This window comes from Paenibacillus sp. FSL R10-2788, assembly GCF_038003885.1.
GTDB lineage: Bacteria > Bacillota > Bacilli > Paenibacillales > Paenibacillaceae > Paenibacillus_AQ > Paenibacillus_AQ odorifer.
The window spans coordinates 4,428,567-4,449,839 of sequence record NZ_JBBOQA010000001.1 but is presented as its reverse complement, the minus strand read 5'-3'; the positions used below and the strand labels follow the sequence as shown (position 1 = coordinate 4,449,839).

General features: G+C 43.7%; 20 protein-coding genes and 1 pseudogene. 17 read left to right on the top strand and 4 right to left on the bottom strand.

The features are described from left to right. The first annotated feature begins 86 nt into the window (after positions 1–86). The 8 genes from NSQ50_RS19800 to NSQ50_RS19765 all read left to right on the top strand — a co-directional run bounded on the left by NSQ50_RS19800 (position 87) and on the right by NSQ50_RS19765 (position 8,495). Entirely contained in the window at positions 87–1,010 is a 924-nt protein-coding gene (locus NSQ50_RS19800; protein ID WP_076225083.1) for an ABC transporter permease subunit, read from the top strand. A 147-nt stretch (positions 1,011–1,157) separates the two neighbouring features. Beyond that, positions 1,158–1,988 (top strand): ABC transporter permease, encoded by an 831-nt coding sequence (locus NSQ50_RS19795; protein ID WP_370510612.1) that lies wholly within the window; start codon positions 1,158–1,160, stop codon positions 1,986–1,988. Between the two features lie 13 nt (positions 1,989–2,001). Next, positions 2,002–3,003: an ABC transporter ATP-binding protein gene (locus NSQ50_RS19790; protein ID WP_076225082.1), complete on the top strand. Its 1,002-nt coding sequence runs from the start codon at positions 2,002–2,004 to the stop codon at positions 3,001–3,003. Beyond that, a complete protein-coding gene (locus tag NSQ50_RS19785; protein ID WP_143760565.1) occupies positions 3,000–3,992 on the top strand; it encodes an ABC transporter ATP-binding protein in 993 nt (330 codons plus the stop codon). Before NSQ50_RS19790 ends, NSQ50_RS19785 begins: the two co-directional genes overlap by 4 nt. 41 nt (positions 3,993–4,033) lie before the next feature. Continuing rightward, positions 4,034–5,473: a leucyl aminopeptidase family protein gene (locus NSQ50_RS19780; RefSeq protein WP_076225080.1), complete on the top strand. Its 1,440-nt coding sequence runs from the start codon at positions 4,034–4,036 to the stop codon at positions 5,471–5,473. A gap of 24 nt (positions 5,474–5,497) precedes the next feature. Next, positions 5,498–6,190 carry a copper homeostasis protein CutC gene (locus NSQ50_RS19775; protein ID WP_038572334.1) on the top strand — a complete coding sequence of 231 codons (693 nt, stop codon included), beginning with the start codon at positions 5,498–5,500 and terminating at the stop codon, positions 6,188–6,190. A 28-nt stretch (positions 6,191–6,218) separates the two neighbouring features. After that, positions 6,219–7,169: an ROK family protein gene (locus tag NSQ50_RS19770; protein ID WP_036689009.1), complete on the top strand. Its 951-nt coding sequence runs from the start codon at positions 6,219–6,221 to the stop codon at positions 7,167–7,169. A gap of 48 nt (positions 7,170–7,217) precedes the next feature. Further along, complete coding sequence (locus tag NSQ50_RS19765; RefSeq protein WP_076225079.1) at positions 7,218–8,495, top strand: alpha-L-fucosidase; 1,278 nt, start codon at positions 7,218–7,220, stop codon at positions 8,493–8,495. A gap of 401 nt (positions 8,496–8,896) precedes the next feature. On the opposite strand, the gene NSQ50_RS19760 is transcribed toward NSQ50_RS19765, so the two are convergent. Together NSQ50_RS19760 and NSQ50_RS19755 are read right to left on the bottom strand one after the other, a co-directional pair. Further along, positions 8,897–9,892 (bottom strand): HAAS signaling domain-containing protein, encoded by a 996-nt coding sequence (locus tag NSQ50_RS19760; RefSeq protein ID WP_038572325.1) that lies wholly within the window; start codon positions 9,890–9,892, stop codon positions 8,897–8,899. Then, the gene (locus NSQ50_RS19755) at positions 9,879–10,226 is read right to left on the bottom strand and encodes a PadR family transcriptional regulator (protein WP_036689003.1); all 348 of its coding nucleotides are present in this window, start codon (positions 10,224–10,226) and stop codon (positions 9,879–9,881) included. Before NSQ50_RS19755 ends, NSQ50_RS19760 begins: the two co-directional genes overlap by 14 nt. Before the next feature lie 281 nt (positions 10,227–10,507). Between NSQ50_RS19755 and NSQ50_RS19750 the strand changes: the two are divergent. The 7 genes and pseudogenes from NSQ50_RS19750 to NSQ50_RS19720 form a co-directional block, all read left to right on the top strand. Continuing rightward, positions 10,508–10,858, top strand: a pseudogene (locus tag NSQ50_RS19750) (aminoglycoside phosphotransferase family protein); the annotation flags it as partial. A 52-nt stretch (positions 10,859–10,910) separates the two neighbouring features. Further along, on the top strand, positions 10,911–11,606 hold the full coding sequence (locus NSQ50_RS19745; RefSeq protein ID WP_076225078.1) for a response regulator transcription factor: 696 nt from the start codon (positions 10,911–10,913) through the stop codon (positions 11,604–11,606). Between the two features lie 103 nt (positions 11,607–11,709). Continuing rightward, positions 11,710–12,948: a histidine kinase dimerization/phospho-acceptor domain-containing protein gene (locus NSQ50_RS19740; RefSeq protein ID WP_170914176.1), complete on the top strand. Its 1,239-nt coding sequence runs from the start codon at positions 11,710–11,712 to the stop codon at positions 12,946–12,948. A 98-nt stretch (positions 12,949–13,046) separates the two neighbouring features. Then, positions 13,047–13,760 (top strand): CPBP family intramembrane glutamic endopeptidase, encoded by a 714-nt coding sequence (locus NSQ50_RS19735; protein WP_076225077.1) that lies wholly within the window; start codon positions 13,047–13,049, stop codon positions 13,758–13,760. 80 nt (positions 13,761–13,840) lie between these two features. Then, complete coding sequence (locus tag NSQ50_RS19730) at positions 13,841–14,308, top strand: MarR family winged helix-turn-helix transcriptional regulator (RefSeq protein WP_076225076.1); 468 nt, start codon at positions 13,841–13,843, stop codon at positions 14,306–14,308. Between the two features lie 87 nt (positions 14,309–14,395). Further along, a complete protein-coding gene (locus tag NSQ50_RS19725) occupies positions 14,396–15,367 on the top strand; it encodes a ring-cleaving dioxygenase (protein ID WP_076225075.1) in 972 nt (323 codons plus the stop codon). A 106-nt stretch (positions 15,368–15,473) separates the two neighbouring features. After that, positions 15,474–16,568 carry a winged helix DNA-binding domain-containing protein gene (locus tag NSQ50_RS19720; protein ID WP_076141085.1) on the top strand — a complete coding sequence of 365 codons (1,095 nt, stop codon included), beginning with the start codon at positions 15,474–15,476 and terminating at the stop codon, positions 16,566–16,568. A gap of 397 nt (positions 16,569–16,965) precedes the next feature. On the opposite strand, the gene baiCD is transcribed toward NSQ50_RS19720, so the two are convergent. Then, positions 16,966–18,891, bottom strand: coding sequence for a bile acid Fe-S flavoenzyme BaiCD (gene baiCD, locus NSQ50_RS19715; protein WP_076141084.1), 1,926 nt, complete (start codon positions 18,889–18,891; stop codon positions 16,966–16,968). 181 nt (positions 18,892–19,072) lie between these two features. Here baiCD and NSQ50_RS19710 point away from each other — a divergent pair, with 181 nt between their 5' ends. Both NSQ50_RS19710 and NSQ50_RS19705 read left to right on the top strand, forming a co-directional pair. Further along, positions 19,073–19,594 carry a PadR family transcriptional regulator gene (locus NSQ50_RS19710; RefSeq protein WP_036688994.1) on the top strand — a complete coding sequence of 174 codons (522 nt, stop codon included), beginning with the start codon at positions 19,073–19,075 and terminating at the stop codon, positions 19,592–19,594. Positions 19,595–19,662: 68 nt separating this feature from the next. Then, complete coding sequence (locus NSQ50_RS19705; RefSeq protein WP_076225074.1) at positions 19,663–19,869, top strand: hypothetical protein; 207 nt, start codon at positions 19,663–19,665, stop codon at positions 19,867–19,869. Between the two features lie 69 nt (positions 19,870–19,938). On the opposite strand, the gene NSQ50_RS19700 is transcribed toward NSQ50_RS19705, so the two are convergent. Beyond that, positions 19,939–21,207: an alkaline phosphatase gene (locus NSQ50_RS19700; RefSeq protein ID WP_076225073.1), complete on the bottom strand. Its 1,269-nt coding sequence runs from the start codon at positions 21,205–21,207 to the stop codon at positions 19,939–19,941. Positions 21,208–21,273: the final 66 nt, after the last annotated feature.

Sequence of the window (21,273 nt, the reverse complement as noted above, 5' to 3'; positions counted from 1 at the left end):
CCCAAGAAATGAACGAGGCCGCTTCTGTAGTATGGTGGGAAGCGGCCTCACTAAATCATTTGTCGATACTGAAGGGGGCTTATGAGTTGGGTAGATATGCTTTACAAAGACTCCTCGGGGTTATTCCGCTGTTGTTCATTGTATCGGTGCTTGTCTTTTTGTTTATTCACTTAATCCCAGGCGATCCAGCCCGACTTATTGCCGGTAAAGATGCCACACTTGAAGAGATTCGTGGAATTCAGGAGCAGCTGGGTCTCAATCTGCCTTTGTGGAAGCAATACATAAACTACATGGGTGATCTGCTAAGTGGGAATCTGGGCAATTCGATCCGTTCAGGGATCCCGGTTACCGACATGCTAGAAAGCAGAGTAATGCCAACGTTGTGGCTGACTTTTCTCAGTATGGCCTGGGCTCTAATTATTGGTCTTCTAATTGGCGTGGTTTCAGCCGTTTATCGCAATCGGTGGCCAGATTATTTAGGGACGTTGACAGCTATTTCAGGGATGTCTATTCCTGGATTTTGGTTAGGCTTGGTACTCATTCAAATTTTCTCGGTAGAGCTTGGTTGGTTTCCAACAGGTGGTGTTGATTCCTGGAAGTCCTATATTCTTCCTTCCATTACACTTGGGATGGGAATTATGTCTATGTTGGCCCGTTATTCTAGGTCATCTATGCTGGAGACCCTTCGGGAGGATTATATCCGTACAGGACGTGCAAAAGGCTTACGCGAGTATGTTGTTATCGGCAGGCATGCGCTGCGCAACTCTTTGATTCAGGTGGTTACCGTAGCTGGACTTCAGTTTGGGTTCCTGCTCGGCGGCTCTGTAATGGTTGAGACGGTATTCAGTATTCCGGGTCTTGGTAGGCTGCTAGTAGACTCCATTTTGTTCCGGGATTATACAGTCATTCAAGCCTTACTGCTTCTGTTTGCTACACAATTTATTCTTATCAATCTATTAGTAGATTTATTGTATGGCGTACTTAATCCGAAAATAAGGTTTTCTCAGTAGCTAATGCGACTAAGAAGCAGAATTTCAATAGATTTATAGGGTGAATTTAGGATCAGGAGGGATATCATGAGTGACAATTCGGCGGTGATGGGAGCAAAATCTCCATTACCCGGAGAGGTACTGGCCCCGGAGAAAACAAAAGGCCGTATGGGTGTTTTTTTACGTAAGTTCAGTAAACAAAAGATGCCCCTTGTGGCCGCATTTTTTATTATATTGCTATTCCTAATTGCAATTTTCGGGCCATTTCTGACCCCGTATAATCCTGATGAACCAAACTACGATGCCCTTATGGCGGGTCCTTCTGCTGCACATTGGGCCGGGACAGACGAATATGGCCGTGATATTCTAAGCCGTTTGATTGATGGTACTCGCTTAACCTTAGCTGTCAGTCTCAGTTCCGTCTTAATCGCAGGCGTACTTGGAACCATCCTAGGTCTGTTAAGTGGATATTATGGCGGTTGGCTAGATCGGATTATTATGCGTGGCAGTGATGTACTATTTTCATTTCCTGACTTGCTGCTTGCCATTGGGATCGTCGCCATCCTCGGTCCGGGTCTATCCAATGTTGTTATCGCGGTTGCAGTCTTTGGTACTCCATCGTTCGCCCGAATTATTCGGAGCGTAACGCTGTCTGCGAAAGAAACATTGTTTGTGGAAGCTGCTCGTTCCATGGGAGCGAAGCATCGCCGGATTATTTGGCGTCATATTTTTCCTGAGACCGTGCCCAGCATTATCGTTAATCTATCCATGAAGATTGGCGGAGCGATCTTGGCCGCTGCATCACTAAGCTTTCTCGGAATGGGTGCAAAAACAACGGAGCCTGATTGGGGCGCAATGTTAAGTATGGGACGTGATTATTTAAGTATTGCTCCACATATCGTTTATTTTCCGGGGATAGCCATCTTTTTAACTGTACTTGCATTTAACCTGGTCGGGGACGGACTGCGTGATGCTCTTGATCCCAAAATGAAAAACTAAGGAGGGACAAGACATGACTCAACATTTGCTGGATGTACAAGGGCTGAAAACGGAGTTCAAACGCGGCGATGGAAGTATTACTGCGGTTGCGGGGGTAGACTTTGCTATTAAAAAAGGTGAAGTGCTAGGCCTGGTTGGTGAATCTGGTTGTGGCAAAAGTGTAACCTCATTATCGATCATGCGGTTGCTTAAAGATACGCCGGGTAGAATTTCTGAAGGTTCTGTGCGTTTTGAAGGAAAGGATTTGACGAAGATTTCTGAGAAGGAGATGCGCCAAATCCGGGGAAATGATCTGGCAATGATTTTTCAGGAGCCGATGACCTCTCTTAATCCAGTGCTGCGGATTGGACTGCAATTAACAGAGCCGATTAGACTGCATTTGGGTTATGGACGCAAGAAGGCTCGTGAGCATGCGATTCATATGTTGCGGCTTGTAGGTATCCCTCGCGCAGAGGAATTAATCGATGAATATCCGCATCAACTATCCGGCGGAATGAGACAGCGGGTCATGATTGCAATGGCCATGTCTTGTCATCCTAAGCTGTTGATTGCCGATGAACCCACGACCGCACTCGATGTAACGATTCAAGCGCAAATTCTTGATCTGATGAAGCAGTTGAAAGATGAACAGGATATGGGAATGCTGCTCATTACCCATGATCTTGGAGTAGTTGCCGAATTATGTGACCGGGTAGTTGTAATGTATGCAGGTCGTGTGGTGGAGGAAGCCTCTGTTCAGGAGCTGTTTGCCAGACCGCAGCATCCGTATACCAAGGGATTGATTCAATCGGTACCTAAGCTGCGCCACAATGTACATCGCTTGGAGTCAATAAAAGGAAATGTGCCAGACCTTTCACAAATGCCTGCCGGCTGTAAGTTTGCGCCTCGCTGCGACTTTGCCATGGAGCGTTGTCTGTCGCACGAACCTGAGCTACTTCCGATTGAGGGACTAGAGCGCAAAAGCCGTTGTTGGCTTACACAGCAGGAGGACACGGAAGGAGCGGGATGTTTATGAAAGAGACTCCACTAATTGAAGTTAAGGGTTTGAAGAAGTTGTTTTCTGTGAAGAAGGGCTTCTTCGGAACGACTAAATATTTGCACGCCGTTGATGGGATTTCATTCGCCATTCGTAAAGGAGAAACGTTCAGCCTTGTAGGTGAAAGTGGCTGTGGGAAATCGACTACGGGCAGACTAGTGACTCGCTTACTGGAACCCAATCATGGAGAAGTGTGGTTTAAGGGGCAAAATATTAGCCATATCTCAGATAACCAAATGCGGCCTCTGCGCAAAGATATGCAGATGGTGTTTCAAGACCCTTACGCTTCACTTAATCCACGCATGAAGGTGAAGGATCTTGTCGCCGAACCCCTGCTTATTCATACAAAGCTGTCCTCCAAAGAGCGGGATAAGCTAGCTTGCGAACTGCTGGAGACCGTTGGATTGAACAGTTTGCACGCTGAGCGATTTGCGTTTGAGTTCAGCGGTGGACAGCGGCAACGGATTGGGATTGCCCGGGCTTTGTCAGTGCGCCCTAGTCTAATCGTGGCGGATGAACCCGTGTCAGCACTGGATGTATCGATTCAGTCCCAAGTGTTGAATCTGTTACAGGACTTGCAGGAGGAATATGGCCTGACCTATTTATTCATCTCTCATGATCTTAGTGTGGTCGAGCATATTAGTGATCGAATTGGGGTCATGTATCTGGGTTCCCTTGTGGAGACGGCTGATAAGGATACATTGTATGACCGTCCCTTGCATCCTTACACCCAAGCGCTGCTATCTTCAGTTCCCGTGCCCGATCCAAGCTTGAAGAAGGAACGCATTATTCTAAAAGGTGACCTTCCAAGTCCCGTTGATCCGCCGACGGGCTGTCGCTTTCATACAAGATGCCCTTCCTGTATGGAGATCTGTAAGCAACATGTGCCTGTATTCCGGGAAGTTGGACCAGGTCATGAGCTCGCTTGTCATCTGTTTGATGAAGAAATGTTGAAACTAGAACGATAATTTTAAATGTGAGTACACTTTACGGAAAAGAAGGGACAGCTATGAATATCTTGTTCGATTCTGCTAATGGGGCGGATATGCTTATCTACTTAGCCTATGAAGAGGAGCCTTTTCCTCTTCGGCTGGGAGAAGCTCACAAACAGAGTGGCAGTGTGACATGGTTATATGCTCGTTCTGAGGAAGAGTCCGATGTGTTAGCTATTGGAATGGGAAAACGCAAGGCTCTTACGCTTGAGAAAATTCGTCGAGCAGCGGGATCTGCCGCCCGCTTAGCTCTAAGAGAAGGGCTGAATTTCGCTTCATTTGTTCGTAGGACAGCAGAAAGTGATATTTCCGCTGCGGATGAGCTGCAAGCATGGATTGAAGGCTGGCTTCTCGGATTATATCGTTTCCAAACCTATCGTGGCGTTACTAAAATAGACAATTCAGTTGATTTGCTGCTCCAGACAGCCGATTGGCCTGAGCTGACTAAGCTTGAACTGGAAGTTGTACTAAGTACTGGCCGCATACGCGCTGAAGGAGCAGTGGTTGCTCGCGATCTGGTGAATGAGGTGCCCGGGACTCTAAATCCGGATCGGTTCGCAGAATGGATGGTCGAATATTTCGAGCGTGATAACGCAGCAGTGAAAGTTCATGTTTACCGGGGGCAGGAGCTGGTTGACCTACAGATGAATGGGTTGCTGGCGGTTGGAGCAGGCAGTAAACACTCCCCGGCCCTCGTTGAAATTCGCTATGAGAGTAACCCTGAATTGCCAATGCTGGCATTGGTGGGTAAAGGTGTTACCTTCGATTTGGGTGGGATGAATGTTAAGACCGCAAGTGATATCAGCGATGCACGTATGGATATGGGTGGCGCAGCAGCTGTTATTGGGGCGCTGGATATTTTAGTACGGAATCAAGCTCATGTAAATGTGACCGCATTGATCCCAGTTGTTGATAACGTACCAGATGCTGAAGCGATGCTGCCATCGTCTGTTATACGCTATCCTAATGGGCTGACGGTTCAGGTTGCAAATACGGATGGCGAGGGGCGGCTTATTATCGCGGATGCGCTTATTCATGCAGCAAATATCGGGGCAACTAAGGTCATCGATATTGCAACACTTACTGGAAATGTTGGCGCAGCGCTAGGATTAGGTATCGCCGGCATATGGGGTGATGGAGAGATGACGCAGAACCTCGTCGAAATCGGTGAGCGCAATGGTGAGCGACTGTGGCCCATGCCGCTTATGGATGAATATGAAGTCGATCTTCGAAGCAATTACGCTGATCTACGTAATGTTAGTACTTCACCTTTTGCAGGTGCGATTACAGCAGCGCTTTTTATACGGCGTTTTGTAGCGGAATCGCTGAGCTGGGTTCATATTGATATGGCTGGGACGGTTCAGTACAAGCAGGATGTGGGGTATTCAGAAGCTGGAGCAACGGGCTATGGTGCTCGACTGCTCGCTGATTATGTCATGAAACAGGCACAACAATAACAACCGGAAGAGTGGGGGAAAGTTATGAGATTGGAAGTCATCGCTACCTGTATGGACGATGCTCTTACAGCCGAAGCGAACGGGGCTGACCGCCTGGAGCTCATTACTGCGATTACGGAAGGCGGTCTAACACCAGGGATAGGATTGGTGCAACAAGTTGCTAAATCGGTTAGCATTCCTGCGTTTGTTATGGTTCGCCCGCACAGCCGTTCTTTTTGCTATTCAAAGTATGACATTTTGACCATGGCAGCAGAGATAAAGCAAATTGCAGCCAGCGGAGCGGCGGGGATTGTGATTGGTGCGTTAACACCGGAAGGGACTATCGACGAGCGAGCGCTTGAAACATTATTGCCGTTGACCGATGGATTGCAAGTAACCTTCCACCGTGCTTTTGATGAGTTGAAGGATCAAATAGAAGGTTATCGAACGCTTTGTAAGTATCCGCAAATTACGCGTGTACTCACTTCTGCTGGGCCAGGTCCGGCACCAGAAGCTATTCCTGCTATGCGGAAGCTAGTCGAGGAATCAAGAGGTAAAACGGTAAGTATACTGGCTGGAAGCGGTTTGAAGCCGGAAGGTATTACTTCATTTATACATCAGACTGGAGTAACAGAAGTGCATTTTGGGTCGGCTGTTCGTTATGATAAAGACGCTTTGTCGCCAATCGATCCAGCAGCCTTACGGGCGTTAGCAGAGAGTATTCATTCTAACGGCTAATAATAGATAGTGAAAAGGTGAATGGGTTATGCAGAAGGTTGAGAGCTACGTAGTTGGAATCGATTTAGGAGGCACAAAAATTGCCGCAGCATTGTTCGATTCAAAGGGGACCGTGTTGAAACGGGAACTGATGGAAACGGCTGGGGCACGTACCGCTAAAGAAGTGGTGCAGCGAATGATCGATATGATCCGCTCCGTATCCGAAGGACGACCACTCACTGGAGTGGGGCTGGCTTCTCCCGGAGCTGTAAATAGCCAGGACGGGATCGTTATTCACGGCACCAATCTTCCGGAATGGGATAATGTTCCGCTGAAGCACTGGATGGAGTCGGAGCTAGGCGTTGAAGTAAAGGTAGTGAATGATGCGAACGCTGCGGCTTGGGGTGAGTATGTCCGAGGAGCTGGCAAAGGTGCAGACAACATGGTTTATGTTACCTTTAGCACAGGGATTGGAGCAGGTATCGTCATTGACGGCAAGCTGCTTCTTGGCAAAAATTCATTTGCTGGTGAACTAGGTCATAATATTATTGACCCGAACGGAACGGAATGTAGCTGTGGAAGATTCGGCTGCTGGGAAGTTTTCGCTTCGGGCACAGCGATTCGGGATATGGCGCTGCGAAGTATGGAGAGCAGACCGTCGATGATTACGGAACTGGCTAATATAAATGGAGAAAAAATTACTTCGCGGCACGTATTTGAAGCCATGGCACTTAACGATGCCGTGGCCGTCGAGGTTATTGACCGCAGTATTCATTATATGGCACTAGGTCTAGCCAATGCAGTTCATACGTTCAATCCTGATCGGATCGTGATCGGTGGAGGCGTGAGTAAGGCTGGAGATTTGTTATTCCCTGCACTGGTGGAGAAGACGGAGCAATTTGTCATGGATCCATATAAGGGTACTTTTACAATTGAACCTGCCGCTCTCAAAGACGATGTAGGTTTAATTGGAGCCGCAGCATTATTTCATACCGCTTAGGTGGAGTGAAAGATTGATTATAGCTTTCATTAACGAGGAGTTGGAGAGATGGGTGCAAGAGAAGAAAGAACGAAATGGTTCTTACAGGATAGGTTCGGGATGTTTATCCATTGGGGATTATATTCAATTCCTGCTAGAGGGGAATGGATACGCGGTAACGAGCGGATGAGTAGAGAGCATTACATGACGTATTTCGATGAATTTGACGCCTCTCGATATGATCCGAAGAAATGGGCAAGTGCAGCAAAAGCTGCGGGTCAGAAATACGCTGTTCTTACGACCAAACATCATGACGGGTTCTGTCTGTTCGATAGTAAGCTGACTGATTTCAAAGCCACTAATACGCCCGCTGGGCGTGATCTAGTGCGGGAATATGTAGACGCTTTCCGGGCTGAAGGGATTGCAGTAGGTCTATATTACTCTATCATAGACTGGCACCATGAGGATTATCCCGGATATGGAGATAAGGCACATCCTGATCGGGATAACGAAGCGGCTAAAGATAAGCCGATTGATTTCGATAGATACTTGGAGTATATGCATGGGCAAGTAAAGGAACTGCTCACCAATTACGGTAAAATCGACATTATGTGGTTTGACTTCTCCTACGATAATATGACAGGGGAGAAGTGGAAGGCGACGGAGCTTATCCGGATGATTCGTTCCATACAACCTGATACTATTATCGACAATCGATTAGGTGGCAATATTCGTGCGGCAGAACCTGAGGAATATGCTGGAGATTTCTTCTCCCCCGAGCAGATCATTCCACCTGGCGGCATTGTTGACGTAAACGGCCAATCCATCCCTTGGGAAGCCTGCATTACCCTTAATGACAACTGGGGTTATCATTCCGAGGATAAGAATTATAAATCAACCAAGCAAGTCATCCGTACGATGGTCGAATGTATCAGTAAGAATGGTAACCTGCTCCTCAATGTTGGACCAGATGCTAAAGGTGAAATGACACGGGAATCACTGGTTATCCTTGACGAAGTTGGGGAGTGGATGCGCCTTAATGGAGACAGTATTTATGGATGCGGGAAGTCTTTGTTACCTAAGCCAGAGTGGGGACGTTATACGCAAAAGGGCAATAAGTTATATGCGCACGTTTACGACCGTGGAATTGGCCCGATCTATTTCCAAGGCTTGAAAGGGAAGATTAAAAAGGCCAGATTACTACGTGATGGTACCGAGCTAAAGGTGGAGGCGCCGTGGATGGCTGAGGAATATTCGGATGTTGACGGTGGAGCGTTTATTACATTAAAAGGCGCGATGTTACCTGATGAGATGGATACGGTTATCGAGCTTGAACTATTTAATTAAATCAGAAGGAGTTGTCCTAGCAGCCATTCATGGCTTATGGGACAACTCCTTTTTTTCGTATTCTTCGCTAACATTTGCACATACGAAACACCTATCGGACACAGATGACACTAAACCCAGAAATATCGCACGTTTGGGATGCCAACGGACCGCATAGCCGCTATTGCCTTGAAACACCCCCGATATGGAGCTGATTCTAGGGAATAACGTCATTGGAGTCCGAAGCCCTGTTCTAAAGGCAGAAAATGTGCAAATTACGTCATCTGGGTCCGTAACTCTTAGAGGGTGACAAAACTGTTGAAGCTGTTGAATTTGTTGAAGCATTTGAAGCAGGCATTCAACGAGTCAGAAAACAAAGCGGCAATTCTCCAAATAACAGGAGAATCACCGCTCTGCGAATACTAGAGGCGAGCCTTGCGGAAGCCTTCATATATATTGAGGACCGCAACTAAAATCAAGACTGCTATACCTCCACCTACTAGCCCCGTTTCAAATTGGTTAGCTGTAGTAGTTAATAAATTAGACATGTAGTTAATGAATTCTTGGTTAAATACATTCGGATTTATAAGGATAACAGCGAATACAATAAGTACAATGAGCTCGAGGACCGTATTACATAATGCTAATTCTCTAGTCCATTGTCTCTTGATTAATTTATATATAGTTAATGCGACTTCTAATCCGATCACAATAAGAATAATAGGCCAATAATCAAGTAACACATGCTGATTAAAAGCTGGGGCTACGAAGTTAAGTGCGCCTTCACCGCCTCTATAGACTCTGATCAGGTGTTCAGCATTAAAATAAACAGTAGCCCAAATGGCAGTCCACAGTAAACTTCCGAACACTTCGAAGCTTGTAATTGCTTTTTTCTTATGGACAAGCGCGATATCCTTCAAATCATCAGGAGTCCATTTCCTTAATTTTGTAGTAAGCGGATGCCCTTCCTTTCCTTTATCCGCCCGTTCGATAATAGCGAACACAACAGTTATCCAAAAAAAGACTTGGATTCCTACTTCAAGGAAGGTTCCAATTCCTGTACTTATAACTGCAGTAACAATATCCGCAACTGTTTTATCGCCGCTGTAGCCAATCAAGTAATCAGCAACCAGAGCGATTAAAGAAACAACTACAGCGATTGGTATAATCATTTTTAATAACGTAACATATAAATCGAAATAGCGTGGGCCGATGAGATACATGGGCTGATCGCGGTACTCACTAGCTAAAATAGCTGGATTGCCCAATTTTTCAAGGACGGCCTTTACCTCTTTTTCGTCATAATCATCCGGTAACATATCCTCGATGGTTGATCGTAATTCTAATGCGATGTCTTCCCGATTTTGTTCCGGTAACCTCCGAGTAACTTCATGAATGTAAATCTCAATTAGCTTCATGGTCATCCTCCCCTTGTAATAGGCCGTAGAGTTCTTTCGAATTCTTAAGCCATTCTTCCTTTAGCTGTAAAAAAATCTCTACGCCATAGTCACTTAGAACATAATACTTACGGGGTCTGCTCTCGGATGTGTCCCAGCTGCTCGTCACTAATTCCTGTTTCTCTAATCGGCGAAGTAATGGATATAAGGTGCTTTGATCGATGATGATGCTGGATTCCTCCAACAATTGAACGAGCGAATATCCATACTGGGGTGTTCGTAATTGACTTAAAACGGCTAGCGTTAACGTACCTCTTCTAAGCTCTGTGATTAAAGAATTTAATAAAGTACTCATTCACCCACCTCATTATTTAAAATATAAGGATTTATAATCTCTTATAAATTGTTCTTATATTTTTGGTTTAAACGCTTGTTGTCCTTGAGAGGACGTCGAAGCCGCTTATACTTACTATGTGTCATACAGTATTCGATCTATACTATGCATCATACACTATTGTTGTTCCAACATCAATTGAATAAAATAATCTTCTAAGAAATAAATAAGAAAATTTTTCTATTTTGTGAAGCGGTTTGATTAAAAGGAGGTTGTGAAATGACCTCTTCAGTTTGGGGTGGAAGATCGATAAGTACATCACGAAATATCAAACATTCGGCATTGTTCTAAAGGGAGCAGAGCAGGTCATTGAGTTTGTGGAGGCGAATCGTTACTTATTGGAGGGGCGGCCGCAGACTTTTCAACACGGCGACTATCATGTAGGGAATATGATCATTACGAAGTCGAGGGAACTTGGAATTATTGATCTTAATAGATTTGATTATGGTGATCCTTGGGAGGAATTTAATCGCATTTCTTGGTGTGCACTAACGAGTCCAGAGTTCGCATCGGGCCGAATCCATGGGTATTTTAATCATGATGTTCCAGAGCTATTCTTTAGGCTTTTTATACCGAAGTGGTATTTGGCAAGTTATACTGAGTGAAAAGACTCAGCTATTTGAGATTAGTTAGGGGAATTGAGCGATGAATATACTGATTGCTGAAGATGAAACTGATATAAGAAAACTAGTGAAAATACATTTAGAAGATCGATCCTATCGAGTATTCGAAGCCAAGGATGGCATTGAGGCTTTAGAGGTTGTTAATCAACATGAAATAAATCTTGCCATTCTGGATATTGTAATGCCCAAGCTTGATGGGCTTAATCTGTTGCGACAGATAAGAGAGAAAAGCCATATTCCGGTTATCTTGTTAACTGCCCGCGGTGAAGAAATTGATAAGGTTGTTGGTTTAGGTCTTGGAGCGGACGATTATATGGTGAAGCCATTTAGTGCTTCAGAGCTTGTGGCTAGGGTTGAGGCGCAGCTGAGACGAAGAAATATATACGATCTTAGCCAATCGATAACTGAAGAAACAATCCAACATAGAGAATTGAAGCTGAATTTAAAGGAATGTATGTTGTACATAAATGAAAGTCCGGTTCTTTTAAATGCCAAGGAATATAAGGTATTACAATGTCTGATGCAGAGTCCTAATCAAATTTTTACGCCCAAAAAGTTATATGCAGCGGCGTGGGAAGAGGATTTCTATAGTGATAATAATACGATAATGGTTACCATCAGCCGTCTAAGGAATAAGATCGAACGGGACCCACACCATCCCGAATATATCGTTACAGTGCGTGGACTAGGTTACAAATTCTACAACCCAGGTAAATAAGATGAGAAAACAAAATATATCCTATCAATTGTTAAAAAACTATATCGCGATCTTTCTTATAACAACGGTTATAACGATATTGGTGATTGTTGCTTTATTTTGCATGAACAGGCTGGGATCTAAAGATATTATTTATAATCAGTTAACGGCTGCTAAGCTTATGCAAAATGACTATCAAAGAATTGACACTAGTGTTATTAATGATGTCGGGGGCAGTTTACAGGTTGTGAATTCCAATTACGAAGTCATAGACTCCATTGGCAACAATCCATTTACGTCCGAGCAGATTAGTGTCAAAGAATTTACGGATTTTCTAATGAATACTGGCGCTAACAAAAATATGATCACTGTTGAATATAATGAGCAGGAACAATTTTGGCTGATCGTCTCTTTACCTATACAAGTGAAAATGACAGGCAGTTTCCATTGGAATTCAGATTCACCTATGCAGGATCATACCCTTCGAATGCTTGGGTTTATTGGGTTAGGTTATTTGTTGATTCTGATTCTAAGCACGATGATTTATGCGAGAATTACGGCGGTTAGTTTCATTAAACCCTTAGACCAGTTGTCCGCTGCTGTTGAAAAAGTTAAGAATGGGGATTATTCAGCAAGAGTGCAGGTAGGCGGGAATCGGGAGTTTAGTCAACTGGAGCAGGCTTTTAATCATATGGCAGAAGTGATTCAGATCCAGACCTCGTTAAAAGAACAGAGTGAAAACAATCGAAAAAATCTAATATTAGATATATCCCATGATTTAAAAAATCCATTAACAAGTATTATGGGTTACGCAGAGCTTGAACTAAAAGAACAGGTGAGCGGTCGGATAGAACATTTGGAATTTGCCAAAATAATATACGAAAATAGTATCCGTGCCAATGTATTAATTCAGGATTTGTTTGAATTATCGAGAATGGAAAGTCCCGAATTCCGCTTGGATGTTACACCAGATGATTTCTCAGAATACTTGAGAGAAGAAATGATACATATGTTGCCCGAGCTTGAGGCTGCGGGTCTGATCCCTGATTTTGTAATCGAGCCAGAAGAAATAATTCTACAGTTTGATAAAAAAAGAATGAATCGAGTATTCTCAAACCTGCTTTATAATGCCATCGCTTATCAGGAGCAAGGTTCTACGTTTCAAGTTGTGCTGGAAAAGGTGAATGATGGAGCCAAGCTTACTTTTATTAATTACGGCGAACCATCAGCCTTGAACCCGGCAGGTTCTGGATTAGGGCTACTCATTGTTCAAAAAATAATAGCTGCTCATGGAGGGACTGTTCAGCTGAATACGCAAGATAACCAGTTTGAAATTATAATTGAGCTGAACCGGCAAATTTAAGGTCTATGTAAGATTACATTAAGTCGTATGAAATTTCCTAATGCTAAAATGGTTGATATTCAGTCTATTAACAATTTTACATGGGGGATTAGATTATAATGATTGATGAGAAATTAAGTAAATGGCAATTGATCATGGGCGTTATATTAGCAGTAATGTACTTTTTAGGCTTGTTCTCCATTCTCTTGATCCGGCCGGTTATGGAGATTCTTAACCATGTTTTTATTTGGCAGCCAGAACAACAAAATCGAATGGCCTTACTGTTGAATGGTCTGATCTACATAGGAGTGATTATAGGTATTAGAGGGTTCTATAAACAAGCTGTTCATGATTTCAGACAACACTGGGTGCGTAATATGGTATGGATCGTTTGGGGACTTTGTTTGATTATTATCATCGGAAGTATGTTGATTCCCACACTAATTTCCATCTTTCATCCCATTACAAAGTCTGTTAATGAGGTGGATTTACGGGCAATGTTGTCTTCGTATCCATTTATTTTTACAGTGAATGTGGTATGGATTGGTCCCGTGATTGAAGAATTAGTGTATCGGGCAACCATTTACAGAACGATCCGCAGGAAAAGTCGTCTTCTGGCTTATCTGATATCTTCCTTTTTATTTGGCTTCCAGCATGTCTATAGAGCCGTGGTTTTTCAGGGTAACTATAACGAAATGTGGAATATCTTCTCCTATATGACTGCTGGATTAATCTTTGCCTACCTATATGAGAAAAGAAAAAATATATTAGTGCCAATAGGTGCACACATGTTTAGTAATGGTTTATCTGTGCTTCTCTATTTCTTAAGTTAATACGAAACTTGACTCCACATCAGATTACTAGTAAACTGATAATCAAATAGATCCAATTCCAAAGCAATGGATGTGGCATAATGCGAAACAATGGATTCACTGAAGACAACAAACTAAGCTTGTTGATCTGGCTGCGGCTGGTAAGAGTTTATGACAATAGTAACGATCTTTCCAATGAGTTCTTGAAGCAGTTTGATTTAACGGTTAGCCAGTTTGATGCGTTAGTACAAATACTATTACATCAGCCTGTGACACAGATGGATATTGCAGAGCATTTAACCATTACTAAAGGTGGAGTATCACATATGCTTGGCAGATTAGAAAAAGAAGGATGGATTGAGCGTAAGCAGGATTGGAAGGTGAAGTATATTTCTTTAACTGAAAAGGGCCAGGCGCTTATCGAGAAAGTTCTTCCTTTGCAATCGGATTTCCAAGCTTCGTTATTCGATCCACTGACGGACGAGGAGAAAAAGGTATTTTACAGCATGCTTAAGAAGATTCACCGCCATAGCCAAAATGAGAATCGAATTCCACGAGGAGCTCAGTAGTTGCGCTAAAGCTTTATTCTGAATAAAGCTTCCTTTTTTCAGCATCAGTTTACTAGTAAACCATAATCATATTAGGAGGAAATTAAAATGAGCCAACAACAAATAACCGGACAACATCATGTATCAATGATTACTAAAGACGCTAAACAAAACCTATGGTTTTATACAAAAGTTCTGGGACTAAGACTTGTCAAAAAAACCGTAAATCAGGACGATCCAACCATGTACCATTTATTCTATGGCAACCCTAATGGCGCTCCAGGCACCGAGGTATCCTTTTTTGAAATGCCAAATGCAGGCCAGACCCGGAAAGGAACGAACAGCATTTCTGCAATCTCTCTTCTCGTTCCTAGCGATGAGGCCTTAGTATATTGGGCTAACAGATTAGATACATTTGAAATCGCTCATGAAGCTATCGTAAGTATAGAGGAGCGCAATTCGCTTACTTTTCAGGATAGTGATGAATTAACGGTTCATCTGGTGTCCGCAGAAAAAGATAATGTGACTCAACTGGTAGAACCTTGGATTACTGATGATATTCCACCACAATATGCCATTGTTGGTTTGGGTCCCGTTGAATTGACTGTCCGTGAGGCTAGCCGTACAAAGGCTGTTTTGGAGGATATTTTAGGCTATACACAAGTTCGTAGAGTGCCATCCATGGGTGACCCGAAGGTAATGGTGGATATTTATGAAACAGCTAAAGGCGGCTTGTACACTGAACTTCAGCTCAAAGAAGTTAATGATCAAGACCGGGAAAGACCGGGAAAAGGCAGTATTCATCATGTGGCTATAAGAGTGAAGGATCTGGAAGAGTTAACCGCATGGGCTGCTAAAATCACAGCTGCAGGGTTCAAGAACACAGGGGTCATTGATCGTTATTACTTCCATTCTTTGTATTTCCGTGATCCGAACCATATTCTTTTTGAGCTTGCTACAGATGGTCCAGGGTTTGAGATTGATGAATCTTTTGATGCGCTGGGCGAGAATTTGACCTTACCTTCTTTTCTGGAAGAACGCCGGGAAGAGATTGAATCGAAACTTCATCCTATCCAATAATATAGCTAAGAAATAAGAAAAACTATGAGATTGGAAAAAATTATATTAAAATCATTCCTATAAGGTTAGACGATGGTTTGATAAGGTTCACTTAAGGAGGTAAAGTGTGACGAATAAAATGATAGCTGCTCAGCGTTTATATAATCAGAAGATCGTTGATTCCAAGCTAATCAAGCCCGAACAGGTCGTTAAAGAATTAGGGGCAATACAGGCGCAGGATTACATGCAGGCGATGTGGGCGATCGGATTACGTACTCCATCTTCGAATTTAGCTGATATAGAGTGTGCTATCGTTGATCGCAAGATGATTCTGAATTGGACGCTGCGTGGTACGCTTCATTTTGTCCCACCGGAAGATGTAAAGTGGATGCATCAGCTATCTGTGCCGCGTTTAACGGGACAAACAAAGCGACGAAATGCAGAGCTTGGGCTAGATGATCAGACACTAGAACGTTGTAGACATATTATAGTTAATGCTTTACAAGGTGGAAAGCAGCTAGATCGTGCTCTTTTACTTCAGCTAATAGAAGAAGAAGGTATTCACACAGGGAACCAGCGTGGTTACCATATGTTGTGGAATGTTGCGTACCAAGGGCTGATTTGTTTCGGGCCGATGAATGGTAAGCAGCAAACGATTGTTTTGCTAGAGGAATGGGTGCCTCATTTTCGCGATCTTACTTACGAAGAGTCATTGTATGAACTCGCTCGGAGATATTTCACTGGACATGGTTTAGCAACTGTTCAAGATTTTGCTTGGTGGGCAGGCATAACCCTTACAGATGCCAGACGAGGACTGGAAGCGGCCAAAAGTCAACTGCAATCAGAGGTTATTGATGGCAGTGAGTATTGGATGTCTGCTCATCGGCTAGAGCCAACTGCTGAGGACTCGGGCGTTCATCTGCTTCCGGGTTTTGATGAGTACATTCTTGGTTATAAAGACCGAAGTGCCGTTCTAGAGCCCGACGTTGCTCCTTTGATAGTTCCGGGGAATAATGGTGTTTTTCTTCCAACGATTGTTGTGGAGGGTCAGGTTGTGGGTACATGGAAAAGAACTCTAAAGACCAAGGGGATCGAGATTGTGATCCATCCTTTTGCCGAGCTGGGCGATACGGAAAAGTTGGTACTTAAAGAAGCAGAGCGATATGCGGCATTTATCGGGCTGCCGATACTCAAAATGAATGTGAGTGGTTCATTGACATGAGTATTTCACTATTCTCATCATTCTCACCGTTTTCATCTTTCTTACCATACTTTTGTGCGCACCTTTAACGCTAACGGACACCAGTGCACTTATTAGCTCCTAAATGCTGATTTGCTGAGCTTTTCGGACTCCAATGCAGTTATTCCCGTCGCAGCACCACTTTTGCCCCCTGTTTTTGCGGAATAGCGGCATCTGGGTCCGATAGATTCGTAAAAAGACTACTTTTAGCTCAATAGCGCCTCCTGAGTCCGAAAGACAGAACGGCATAATGGGCGAATGGTGAATGGTTGAATGGATACCGATTACCGGATAACCGCTCACGAATGCACTCTGAGTAAAAAATAACCCGGCAGGGCGACCTGCCGGGTTTATTTCATAAATCTTATAGCTAGCTTAATTAGATTCGTCTAGCTAATTCAGCGCCTTCCCAAATCGCATTAAGCGCTCTACGCGCTTGCACCGCATCGCCAATTATATGATAAGGGATGGAGCTTTCCTCCAAGAAATCCTGAAGAGGTTGTTTGTTGAGGGCGCGTGAACCTACGGCGATTACTACATAATCAGCAGGTAGGCTGTGAGATTCGCCGTCTTTTTCAACAATTACGCTATCCCCTTGAATCGCCATACATTTGCTGTTGGTTATTAATTCAACGCCATGTCCATATAGACTTTCCATGACACAGATTTTACGCAAAAGTCCTAGATCATTAGCAACATCGGCTTGCATTTCAACTACAGTGATTTGATGTCCGCGTTCTACAAGCAGCTCTGCGACCTCAAGCCCCACTAAACCGCCACCGATAATAACGACTCTTCCTTCTGGATGAACCGTTCCCCACAACACATCATGTGAATTGACCACATGTGAACTGTCGACGCCTTCCACAGGCGGAATAATAGGAGAAGATCCGATTGCAAGAATGACCTCATCTGGACCAATTTCTTGGATTAATTCAGGTGTAACCTCTGTATTCAATCGAATGTCTACACCTTCACGTTTAGCGGTTTCTCCCATATGCAGAGCGGCTGCAGCCATTTCCTCTTTACGTGGTGCGGCGCCGGCAATATAAAGCTGTCCGCCTAGAATGTCATTTTTTTCGCATAATATTGGATGATGCCCACGTCGTTTCAGTGTGACAGCTGCTTCTAATCCACCAGGGCCACCACCAGCAATAAGTATTTTCTTGGGGATATTCGTTTGCTGCAATTCATATTCACTTTCACGGCCGGTTGCAGGATTAAACACACAGCTGATAAATGGCACATTAGGATTCACGAATCCATCGAAGCAGCCTTGGTCGCAACCCACACATTTAACGATGGTGTCTGCACGTCCGGCTAAAGCTTTATTGCAGAATTCCGGATCAGCCAGCTGCGCACGCCCAATGGCTACAAAATCAGCCAAACCCTCCGCGATTATCCGGTCTGCAATTGCTGGATCATTAATACGGCCTACGGCAATAACAGGGATGTTAACCACAGATTTAATTTGCGCTGCGTTATCTACATTGAAGCCCACAGGTAAATCGATTGGCGGAACTTCATATTTAATTGCAGCGCCAGCAGGGACCCCACGAGATACATTAATAGCATCAATTCCAGCTTCTTCAGCGAGCTTCGAGAAGAGCTTCATATCTTCCAGCGTAAGTCCGCCCGGTAGATCCTCAATTGCAGAAATTCTCATCAAGATAGGGAACCCAGGTCCAACCGCTTCCCGGATAGCGCGGATACAAGCCAACGGGAAGCGGCAACGATTCTCCCAAGAACCGCCGTATTCATCCTGACGAAAATTCATTGCAGGACTTAGAAATTGTTGGGGCAAATAACCATGGCCGGCATGGAATTCCACGCTGTCAAATCCGGCTTTCTTCGCACGTGAGGCTGTATCTGCGTAAGCTTGAACCATCTCGCCGACTTCATGATGCGCAAGTTCACGTGGTATATGACTTACGCCTTCAAATGGAACAGGTGAAGAGGAGACCTGAATTAGGTTGGGAGTTACTTTACCTCCATGCCATAACTGTAGACAGCTTTTGCCTCCTGCCTCTCGAATAGCTAATGCTAATTGAGCCATACCTGGAATAAATTTATCATCATAAAGGGCAGGAGCATCATCGGAGGCCGCCGTTGGGTGAATAGTTGTTACTTCTACAGTATTTAAGCCGTTGCCGCCTTTAGCTCGTGCTACATGGTAATCAATCAGACGATCACTGACGTATCCACCCGGCGCATTCATTTTCGTGCCCATCGCTGGTAAAATGACCCGGTTCTTAAGCTCCATATTTCCGATTGTGCCCTTGCTAAATAAATGTGTGAATTCCATATGATAACTTCCTCTCTACATATAGGTTAAAAATAAATAGGTTATTTTAACCTATATTAGCGAAAGGGTAGGGTGAAAGTATGTGCAAAAAATCACGAGTGATTTGGCAGGATTGTAGTAATTGAGGTAATATAAGAAAATGATGAACCGGATACGTATTCCGGAAGCCCGGAGGATGATTATGGATATTGAAGTTTTGATTCTGGCCCAATTAATGAAAGGGGCCAAACATGGTTATGAAATTAAAAAAAACATTATTTTTGTAATGGGCAATGATAAAATCGTAAACAATAACTCGCTTTATCCAAAGCTGAAATTATTTGAAAAGCGAAAATGGGTAATCAAAAAAACGGAAATTCAGGAACGCCGGCCTAAACGTTATGTATATTCTATAACTACTGAGGGTGAGGAGCGGTTTAACACCTGCTTAACAGAATTTACGCTGGAGACGATTAGAATTGATAATGAATGGTCTATTCGTCTTGCTTATTATGAGCTTTTGGATCAGGAGACACGTAGAAGATTGCTTGATTACAGAGAGACTTATATGAACGAAAAGCTGGACCATTTACAGCAGTTATCCAAAGTAGTAGGCAATAGTGAGGATATGGATTACTCTGAGGAGCTCTATTTTTACACCCGAAGTATGGTTTTACGAGAGATCGAGTTAATTAAGGAGCTGTCACGTAAATTAGAAGCATAAGGAAACAGTTTAGCACCCTATGAACCAATCATTTTTTAAAATATGAGGAGGTACAATAGAATATAAGATTGGAGAGTCAAGCTTATGACTGTGAAGAAATGGTTAAGTATGATACAAAAGTAGAAAACGATAATGAGTATAATTTGATGATTACTAATAACAGTCCGTTATTTTTGAAAAGCGTAGTTGTAACAGTTGAAGAAGAAGAAGAAAAAGATAACAATCACAAAAATGCTTTAATTGATGCTAATATCAACCGAGGTAATCAGAAGTGAGGATGCCCCCTGCTCAATAGAGAGCAGGGGGCATCCTCCTTAATTTGGCTAGTCTTTTATTGTTCGCCTTTATTTTTTGGCTTTAAAACCTGATGCTTGCATAAGCTTGGTGAATACTTCGGTGTTTTCGTAGATTCCAGTAAATAATTGTGCATTTTTGCCCATAGCTGTGATTGGAATATCAACCGCAGTATGGCCTGAGGTCGTCCAGTCCACTACAAAATTGTGTTTGGAATTGGCGATGGCGAATGGGCCGTCTTCTTTGGATATGCCGTCACCGGACTCATCATCTGCGTCAACTGCTTCAATAGAAAATCCGCCGGTCTCATGGTCGGCAAGAACTAGAACCAGTGTATCTGGATTCTTTTTGGCGAAGTCTTTGGCTACTTGCACGGATTTGTCCAGTTCTTGACCTGATTTAATCGTCATTTTAGCGTTGTTTTGGTGTGCAAATTCGTCAGTGCCTTCTTCTTCCACCATAAGGAAAAATCCCTTTTTATTTGTTGCTAGCGTATCTATAGCTTTCTTAGTCATCTCGGGCAGCGATACCACCGGATTATAAATATCTCCTTCACCCTCAGGCTTTTGCTGGAACATTTCCTCGTTTGCGAATATTCCAAGCAGCTTGCCGTCTTTTGCTTTTTGCATATCCGCTTTGTTCGTTACATAGGTGTAGCCCAATTGTTTAGCTTTATCAACAAGGTTTCCTTGCGTTCCTTTGCTTTTTTCTGAAGGATCTTCAGCGGGTTCATCTGGGAATTTGCCGGGATTGCCTGCGGGGTACCAGAAATCCTCACCCCCACCGAGCAGAACATCAACCTTGCTCTTAGTCAGAAGCTGAAGAGCGATATCACTTTGCTTTGAGCGGTCTTCAACGTGAGCACCAAATGCGGCGCCAGTCGCGTCTGTAATCTGACTAGTAGTAACGACACCAGTTGATTTCCCGGCATCTTTAGCATATTCCATAATGGTTTTAACACTTTTTTTATCGGCATCCATTCCGATAGCTCCATTATAAGTTTTCACACCGCTGGCATAGGCTGAAGCAGAAGCAGCCGAATCTGTAACAGGGACAGTGGAGCTTGTATGAATTAATCCAACGTATGGCATCGAATCCATTGCTAGATTTCCTTTTTCACCTACGGTGGCAAGCCGGATGGCATCACGCTGAGCAGCACCCATTCCGTCTCCAATAAACAGAATTACATTTCTTGTGTTCGAAGATGCTGCGTCTGCTTGATTAGGTGCATGAGTAGTGACTATGCTGGATACAAAAAGAGCCGTTGCCGCTGTCGCTACAATTGCTGTTTTGACGCCATGCTTTTTCGGTGATTTCATAATTTCCCTCCTAATGTATGTTTACAGTCTCATATTATAGTAGTTACATTAAGAGAATGTTTTCTT